This window comes from Enterovibrio coralii (assembly GCF_001559595.1).
GTDB lineage: Bacteria > Pseudomonadota > Gammaproteobacteria > Enterobacterales > Vibrionaceae > Enterovibrio > Enterovibrio coralii.
Genome location: NZ_LNTY01000063.1, coordinates 1 through 1,810 on the forward strand (window position 1 = coordinate 1; position 1,810 = coordinate 1,810).

At 53.6% G+C, this 1,810-nt stretch carries 1 pseudogene; it reads right to left on the bottom strand.

Annotated features, from left to right (window positions below):
* Positions 1–1,810, bottom strand: a pseudogene (gene tkt / locus ATN88_RS26290) (transketolase); the annotation flags it as partial.

The following is a 1,810-nucleotide window of genomic DNA, read 5'->3' on the forward strand; positions in this document are numbered from 1 at the left end:
GGTGCAGACTCACCGAAGGTAGTCATGCCGATGATGCGACCGTCAAAGCCTACGTACTTGTACCAGAAGTCCGCGATGCCCGCTTCGATAGCGATACGTGCAGTCACGTCTGATGGCAGTACCGCTTCACGGTAAGCTGCGTCTTGCTTGTCGAAGGTGTCAGTCGATGGGATAGATACCACGCGAACTGCTTTCCTTCTGCAGACAGCTGTGCAGCGGCTTCAACCGCCAGCTCAACTTCTGAACCGGTTGCAATCAGGATAAGCTCTGGCTTGCCTGCACAATCTTTCAGGATGTAACCACCCTTCGCGATGTCAGCCACTTGCTCTGCTGAACGGTCTTGTTGTGCCAGGTTCTGACGCGAGAAGATCAGCGAGGTTGGGCCGTCTTTACGTTCGATCGCCAGTTTCCACGCTACCGCAGACTCAACCTGATCACATGGACGCCATATGCTCATGTTTGGCGTCAGACGCAGTGATGCGATTTGCTCAACAGGCTGGTGCGTTGGACCGTCTTCACCCAGACCGATTGAATCGTGGGTGTAAACTTGGATGTTCTGCACTTTCATCAGTGCCGCCATACGCATTGCGTTACGCGCGTATTCCATGAACATCAGGAAGGTTGCGCCGTAAGGAACAAAACCACCGTGCAGCGCGATACCGTTGATGATCGCAGTCATACCGAACTCACGCACACCGTAGTGGATGTAGTTACCTGATGCATCTTCGCCTGTCAGTGACTTAGAGCCAGACCACATGGTCAGGTTTGACGGCGCAAGGTCTGCAGAGCCACCCATGAACTCAGGTAGCATCGCACCGAACGCTTCCAGCGCGTTTTGAGACGCTTTACGTGATGCAATGTTTGCTGGGTTTGCTTGCAGGTCAGCAATGATTTGGTTTGCTTTCGCTTCCCACTCAGCTGGCAGATCGCCGTTCAGACGACGCTTAAGCTCTGCTGCTTCCGCTGGGTAAGCCGCTGCATATGCATCGAACTTGGTGTTCCATGCTGCTTCTTTTGCTGCGCCCGCTTCTTTTGCGTCCCATGCACCGTAAACGTCTGCTGGGATTTCAAATGCTGGGTGTTCCCAACCTAGGAATTCGCGCGCGGCTTTGATTTCGTCTGCGCCCAGTGGTGCGCCGTGACAGTCGTGAGAGCCTGCTTTGTTTGGTGAGCCGAAACCGATGATAGTTTTGGTACAAATCAAGGTAGGACGACCCGTTTCTGCTTTCGCCGCTTCAATCGCTGCGTTGATCGCGTCTGCATCGTGACCGTCTACTGCTGGGATAACATGCCAGCCGTAAGATTCGAAACGCTTAGGCGTGTCGTCAGTGAACCAACCTTCAACATGACCGTCAATTGAGATGCCGTTGTCATCCCAGAATGCGATCAGTTTGCCAAGACCCAGCGTACCTGCCAGCGAACATGCTTCGTGAGAGATACCTTCCATCAGACAGCCATCACCCAGGAACACGTAAGTGTTGTGGTCAACGATGTCGTGGCCTTCACGGTTGAATTGTGCAGCCAGTGCTTTTTCAGCAATCGCCATACCTACCGCGTTGGTGATGCCCTGACCCAGAGGACCTGTCGTGGTTTCTACGCCTGGTGCGTAACCGTATTCTGGGTGGCCTGGGGTTTTAGAGTGCAGTTGACGGAAGTTTTTCAGATCGTCGATAGACAGCTCGTAACCTGTCAGGTGCAGCAGAGAGTAAATCAGCATTGAGCCGTGACCGTTAGACAGCACGAAGCGGTCACGATCAGCCCACTCAGGGTTTTGTGGGTTGTGGTTCATGTGGTCGCGCCACAGAACTTC